The organism is Pseudomonas sp. A-B-19 (assembly GCF_019947515.1).
GTDB lineage: Bacteria > Pseudomonadota > Gammaproteobacteria > Pseudomonadales > Pseudomonadaceae > Aquipseudomonas.
Window position 1 is genome coordinate 37,048 of record NZ_JAGYGN010000041.1, and the last position, 6,246, is coordinate 43,293.

At 55.3% G+C, this 6,246-nt stretch carries 5 protein-coding genes and 1 pseudogene; 5 read left to right on the plus strand and 1 reads right to left on the minus strand.

Going from position 1 to position 6,246, the window contains the following annotated elements; all coding sequences use genetic code 11:
* Position 1 precedes the first annotated feature (1 nt).
* Both antB and antC read left to right on the plus strand, forming a co-directional pair.
* The gene (antB, locus tag KGA81_RS28345) at positions 2 to 490 is read left to right on the plus strand and encodes an anthranilate 1,2-dioxygenase small subunit (protein ID WP_223550691.1); all 489 of its coding nucleotides are present in this window, start codon (positions 2 to 4) and stop codon (positions 488 to 490) included.
* 18 nt (positions 491 to 508) lie between these two features.
* Positions 509 to 1,540 (plus strand): anthranilate 1,2-dioxygenase electron transfer component AntC, encoded by a 1,032-nt coding sequence (gene antC, locus KGA81_RS28350; RefSeq protein WP_223550693.1) that lies wholly within the window; start codon positions 509 to 511, stop codon positions 1,538 to 1,540.
* 183 nt (positions 1,541 to 1,723) lie between these two features.
* Here antC and KGA81_RS28355 read toward each other — a convergent pair whose 3' ends face one another.
* Entirely contained in the window at positions 1,724 to 2,827 is a 1,104-nt protein-coding gene (locus tag KGA81_RS28355) for a GlxA family transcriptional regulator (RefSeq protein WP_218429108.1), read from the minus strand.
* Between the two features lie 410 nt (positions 2,828 to 3,237).
* On the opposite strand from KGA81_RS28355, the gene KGA81_RS28360 reads away from it, so the two are divergent.
* The 3 genes and pseudogenes from KGA81_RS28360 to KGA81_RS28370 form a co-directional block, all read left to right on the plus strand.
* Positions 3,238 to 4,266: an AraC family transcriptional regulator gene (locus KGA81_RS28360; protein WP_223550695.1), complete on the plus strand. Its 1,029-nt coding sequence runs from the start codon at positions 3,238 to 3,240 to the stop codon at positions 4,264 to 4,266.
* A gap of 288 nt (positions 4,267 to 4,554) precedes the next feature.
* A complete protein-coding gene (locus KGA81_RS28365) occupies positions 4,555 to 5,832 on the plus strand; it encodes an OmpP1/FadL family transporter (protein ID WP_223550697.1) in 1,278 nt (425 codons plus the stop codon).
* 104 nt (positions 5,833 to 5,936) lie between these two features.
* Positions 5,937 to 6,246 (plus strand): annotated as a pseudogene (locus tag KGA81_RS28370) (cell envelope protein); the annotation flags it as partial.

The window sequence follows — 6,246 nt, forward strand, 5'->3', positions numbered from 1 at the left end:
AATGAGCGCACTACAACATTCCGTCGAGCAGTTCCTCTACCGTAAATCCGAGCTGTGCGATCAGCAGGATTGGGATGCCTACATCGCCCTCTTCGATGAGCAGAGTGAATTCCACCTGCCGCAATGGGAGTCGGAGCATGTGTACACCACCGACCCCAAGCGCGGCATGTCGCTGATTTACTACTCGAACCGCTCTGGCCTTGAAGACCGGGTGTTTCGTCTGCGCACGGGTAAATCGGCGGCGTCTAACCCGATGCCGCGCACCCTGCATCAGATCAGCAATGTACGAATCAGGGAGCTCGATAACGGCTTGCTCGAGGTCAAGGCAGCCTGGGTCACCCTGTATACCCGACAGGGGTTGTCCGAGCAGTTCTACGGCCATGTGACTTACCACCTTAAAGCGGTCGCAGACAGCTGGAAGATCACTCGCAAGCACATCGTGTTGCTCAACGACACCATCAACTCAGTGCTTGATTTCTATCACCTGTGACCCGTGGAGCACGCTGTCATGAACCATAAAGTCGCTTTCAGCTTCGCCGACGGCAAGACCTCGTTCTTCGAGGTCAAGCCAAACGAGTTGTTGCTCGACGCTGCGCTGCGCAATGGCGTGAACCTCCCGCTGGACTGTCGCGAAGGTGTCTGCGGCACCTGTCAGGGGCGCTGCGAATCAGGTCAATACACGCAAGATTATGTCGATGACGAGGCGTTGTCCGAACACGATCTGGCGCAACGCAAGATGCTCTCTTGCCAGACTCGAGTGCAATCGGATGCGTCGTTCTATTTCGATTTCGATTCGAGCTTGTGCAACGCTGGGGCAACTCAATTGTTGCAAGCGGTGATTACCCGTGTGGAGCAGATTTCAGCCACTACCGCGATCCTTCATATCGACGCTAGCGCCAGCCCGCTGCAACTGGATTTTCTTCCGGGGCAATACGCACGACTGCATGTACCTGGAACCAGTGAGTGGCGCTCCTATTCTTTTGCCAACCGACCCAATCCCACTAACCAGCTTCAATTTCTCATCCGCCTCCTGCCAGATGGCGTGATGAGCAACTTCATTCGTGAGCACTGCCAACCCGGTCAATTCATCGAGTTCGAAGCCCCTTTGGGTAGCTTTTATCTACGCCAGGTGACCAAGCCTCTGGTGCTGGTCGCAGGAGGAACCGGCCTGTCGGCTTTCCTCGGGATGCTGGATAACATTGCAGAAAAAGGTGGCTGTGGGCAGCCGATCCAACTGTTCTATGGTGTCACCCAGGACAATGACCTGTGCGAAACCCAACGACTGGCGGACTATCGCGAACGTATCGTGGATTTCGACTACCACCTCATCGTGTCGAAGCCATCAGAGCAGTGGAAAGGGAAAACCGGATGGATTCCCGATCACTTTGACCGCAATGCGTTTGAGGCCGATCCATTCGATATTTACCTGTGCGGCCCTCCGCCAATGGTGGAAGCGGTCAAGACCTGGTTCATCGAGCAGCGAATCGAAAAATTCCAGATGTTTTACGAGAAGTTCATCGAGAGCAATTCAAAACATTAAGAACCATGGGGAGTATCTGGAGTCGACCAGGTACTCCCCTAATGCCAGTCAGTTAAGCGTTGGCTGCCCCAAAAGATCGCAGCCTGCGGCAGCTCCTACGGATTTGCGTATGACTTCGACTGCACGGATGTACCGTCGGTGTAGGAGCTGCCGAAGGCTGCGATCTTTTAATGGCTTCTCGGTTTAAAGCCTAACGCTGGCAAACGTCGACTCATTGCGCGCCTGGCTCAGCGCCGACAACGGTCCGGACAACGGCGACAGCACCAGCGCTTGCGGCAGCGGCGTCATCGCCACTTGCTGGGTGGTGTTGGACCCTACGCGCTCGTCACGCGGCGGAATGCCGTAGTACTCGCGGTAGCACTTGGAGAAGTGCGGCGTGGATACGAAACCACAGACCGACGCCACTTCAATGATCGACATCGGCGTTTGCTTGAGCAATTGCCGGGCGCGGATCAGGCGCAGCTTCAGGTAATAGCGCGACGGTGAGCAGTGCAGGTACTTCTGGAATAGCCGCTCCAGCTGACGTCGCGAAACGGCGACGTACACCGCCAGTTCGTCGAGGTCGATCGGCTCTTCAAGGTTGGCATCCATCAGCGCGACGATTTCCTGCAACTTCGGCTGGTTGGTGCCGAGCATGTGTTTGAGTGGTACGCGTTGGTGATCCTGCTCGTTGCGAATGCGTTCGTAGACGAACATTTCCGAGATGGCGGCCGACAATTCACGCCCGTGATCGCGGCTGATCAGGTGCAGCATCATGTCCAGCGGCGCGGTGCCGCCGGAGCTGGTGAAGCGGTTCCGGTCGAGGGTGAACAGCCGGGTGCTCATGGTCACCCGAGGAAAGGCTTCCTGCATCGCCGCCAGGCATTCCCAGTGCACACTGCAATCGAACCCGTCCAGCAGGCCGGCACCGGCCAGCGCCCAGCTGCCGGTGCACACCGCGCCCAAGCGTTTGGACTGGCGGGCCTGACTCTGCAGCCAGGACACGTGTGCGCGGGTCACCGTGCGTTGAATACCGATCCCGCCACAGACAATCACAATGTCGAGCGGCGGTGCTTTGTGCATGGCGGCGTCAGGTGTGATCTGCAGACCGTCACTGGCCCAGACTTGACCGCCATCGACGGTGAGCGTGGTCCAGCGATACAGCTCGCGGCCGGATAACTGATTCGCCATGCGCAGGGGTTCCACTGCGGACGCCAGGGAAATCAGCGTGAAATTGTCCAGCAGCAGAAAGCCGATGGATTGAGGCGCACGGTTCTGGGGTTGGGCCCCGGAGTTGAACGTCGTCATCGCAGTATCTCCTCACACAAAGCGGGTAAACGGCCTCAGGCGCAGGCTCTTTTTATTGCTCGTCGGGCGAGCTATCTGTATTTACCTGCAAAACTCACACCTGACTTCAATGGATCCTTCCATGCGTTCAAAAAACGACACTCCGATGTCTCTATCTCGATGGTCGCAAGGGGGAAGGTTAAAAGCGAAGGAGATGGGGTCAACCGCTCTACTCATTGGCAGTGGGCAATAAGGTAGCGTTTTGGGTAGGGAATGGCCGAAAACGACAACTTGCTTGTTACCGACATGCACAGGTCGGTTTTCGAAAAGAACAATGGGCGACGACCTTGGTGATTGCAGCAACCTGAAGTATTCGAGGTGATGGCTCTGAGATACTATCTAAAGGTCAGAGAGAAGGATTTCGAACGAATATGCCAAAAAAACAATCGCGTTTAAAAATGAGTGGCCCAGGAGAAATCAACACGAGTCCATTTCGCAGCCTCCCGGAAGTGGTTGATTTTATAGGTGGATCGTCGCAGAGGGTATTCCAGAAAGCAGGCCTGAGTTTAGAGCAGTTCGTCAATGAAGAACGGCACGTCACCTATATGGACGCCGCTCACCTGTTCAAGGCTGCATTCGAACACACAGATTGCCCCCACATTGGCTTACTGATAGGCGAGCGTTTTACACTGGATAAGTTGGGGCCGGTGGGCCAGCTTATGCGTCTGGCGAATACACCAGGCGATGCATTGATCGATCTGGTCGGACATGCAAACCTCTATGATCGTGGCGCGACCCCTCTCCTTCTGCCCTTGGCAGGCCAACATAGTTTGTTGGGATATGTCATTTATCGCCACGACCTGCCCAATCAATCATTACTTGTCGACACTGCCATCATGGTTGGCCTGCAAATGTTGCGGACATTGTTAGGTGCTAACTGGACGCCGGTTCGTGTGCAGTTTTCATATCGCAAGCCATCCGATATCACCCCGTACGCCAGAAAATTTCGCTGTAACATTCAGTTCAACGCAAGTATCTCCGGACTGGTAATAAACAATCAGCAACTTCGGCAAATTCAATGTACGGCGAACCCACGCTTACACCATCAGCTTAAACTGGCTATTTCGACCGCCACGTCACCTTTGACGATTTCAGAACAGATAAAGAGCCAGGCATACGCTCTATTATTGAAAGGCCAGGCAAACTCCAGGCACATCGCCAGTGAATTTTCATTGAATGAAAGAACGTTGCGACGCCGGCTGGATGCGGAAGGTACTCATCTTAAAGAACTGATCACCGACTCCAGAAGCAACTTCGCGCGGCAGCTCTTGAAAGATACGGATTTGCCGATATCCACAATCTCTCAGACCCTTCAATACCAGGATCCAAACGCCTTCTCCCGTGCATTCAAAACGTGGACCAATACGTCGCCACAGCATTGGAGAAATGGACTGGAGTAGTCTCCATTGAGGGGTGATTCGCCAATTTCCATACCACCGCGATACCGCGCGCACTGTCCGAAAATGCAAGATGCCTTTCTGATGATTGCCGTAAAGTGAACGCAACAACCGGCTGATTGCAAAGCTGATCTTCGGTTTTTTGTGCTGTTCATGAGGTTGGCGATTAGTTGCACCTGCGGGTGGAGTTCCGCGCAGACACTCAAGAAGTCCACACGAGAAAAAGACGATGCCCTGGCCTTGGGGCGATGCAAGCAATATAGACTGAGTGATCTGATAGAGAGGGATTTCATGCCATTAAATAAAAGTGTGTTGTCGATTACTGTTCTTGGTGCGCTGACACTCTTGACCTGTGGCCGCAGTGTTGCCGGTGGCCTGATGTTGTACGAAACCGCCACCGACAACGTCGGACTGGCCAATGCCGGTGCAGCGGCCCGGGCACAAGGCCCTTCGACCATCGCCAGCAACCCCGCAGGCTTGAGTTACCTCAGCGGAACACAGATCTCCGCTGGCGCTCAGGTTCTTTTTGGTGATTTATCGTTCGATCGGGACAGTGAAACCAATACGCCGGGCACCGGCAGCGGTAACGCGCTCGATCCCATACCGGGTGGCAGTTTCTTCATCAGCCATCAACTGGATGATCGGTGGTCCGTCGGTTTTGGCTCCTATGGCGATTTCGGCCTCGCTGAAAACTATGACAACGACTGGTCCGGCCGTTATTTCGTGCAGAACGCGAGCATTGCGGGACTGTCACTGGTACCCAGTGTCGCCTATCGCTTCAACGATCAATGGTCCGTCGGCGTCGGACTCAAAGCCATGTACGGGATGCTCAAGAGCGAAGCCGCCATCGATCAGGCGCCGCTCGGACTGACACAACGGGGTGACGGCCAATACAAATACCGGGACAGCACATGGGGTTACGGCGCCAACGCAGGCGTGATCTATGCCCCACAGCCCGGCACCCGGATTGGCCTGGCTTACACCAGTCAGGTAGACCTCGATTTCGAGGATCGTCTGGATGTGCACAGCAGTGCTCCGTTGGTGAGCCGCCTCAACAACCTCAACACCAAGATCGACCTGAAAGTGCCGCAAACGGCGACCCTCAGCCTGTACCAGCAACTGGATTCGCAATGGGCTGTTCTGGCCACAGTCAATTGGCAGGATTGGTCGAAATTCGGCGACATCGGCATTGACGTAGACACTTCCAGAGCCGGTTCGCGGGCCGCCTCGATCGATGCGCATTACAAAGACACGTATCAATTGGCGCTTGGCGCTCAATACCAGATGAACCAGGACTGGATCTGGGATTTCGGTATCGCCTATGACACCTCCGCGGTGTCCGATGGTGATCGTACGCTCACCGTGCCCATGGGCGCCGCCTGGCGCTTCGCCACAGGCTTTACTTATTCGCTGAATAAAGAGACGGACGTGAATTTCAGTTGGGTCACGGTGTGGATGGGGGACATGTCAGTCGATCAGCAAAAAACGCTGTCTGGCGATCGTGTATCAGGCGAGTTCGACAACGCCTGGATTCAAGCCCTGACCGCCAACATGACTTGGCGCTACTGAGAAAAATCCAAGAGTGCTTCAAGTGTCATGCCTGGTATTTAACCTTGGACATGAACACTCACGACGCCAGCTTGCACAAAACCAACGAGGTGAAAATGAACAGGATGTCTAACAGGGGCTGGACCATGGCTGCGGCGGTCGTCGTCGTGGGTTCAACGCTTTTCGCGGGGTGTGCGGGCAAGAACGATCCGATCGCACAGGCCGACAAGGCGGATGTGGCCAAGGGCGTGGCCGCGCCAAGTCTGGAGCAGACCAAGGCGATCGCCGAGGAAGGCTTTATCTACGGCTTGCCGCTGGTCATGAACTACGCGGTGATGAACGAATTCGCGGTGGACGCCAAGTCCAGCCAGTTCAAGGCCCCCTTCAACCAGCTGTACAACGAGCATCGGGTTTCTACTCCCGCCGATACGGCCG

Coding starts and splice junctions, on each gene's coding strand:
- antB (WP_223550691.1), top strand. CDS start 2: ATGAGCGCACTACAACATTCCGTCGAGCAGTTCCTCTACCGTAAATCC.
- antC (WP_223550693.1), top strand. CDS start 509: ATGAACCATAAAGTCGCTTTCAGCTTCGCCGACGGCAAGACCTCGTTC.
- KGA81_RS28360 (WP_223550695.1), top strand. CDS start 3,238: ATGCCAAAAAAACAATCGCGTTTAAAAATGAGTGGCCCAGGAGAAATC.
- KGA81_RS28355 (WP_218429108.1), bottom strand. CDS start 2,827: ATGACGACGTTCAACTCCGGGGCCCAACCCCAGAACCGTGCGCCTCAA.
- KGA81_RS28365 (WP_223550697.1), top strand. CDS start 4,555: ATGCCATTAAATAAAAGTGTGTTGTCGATTACTGTTCTTGGTGCGCTG.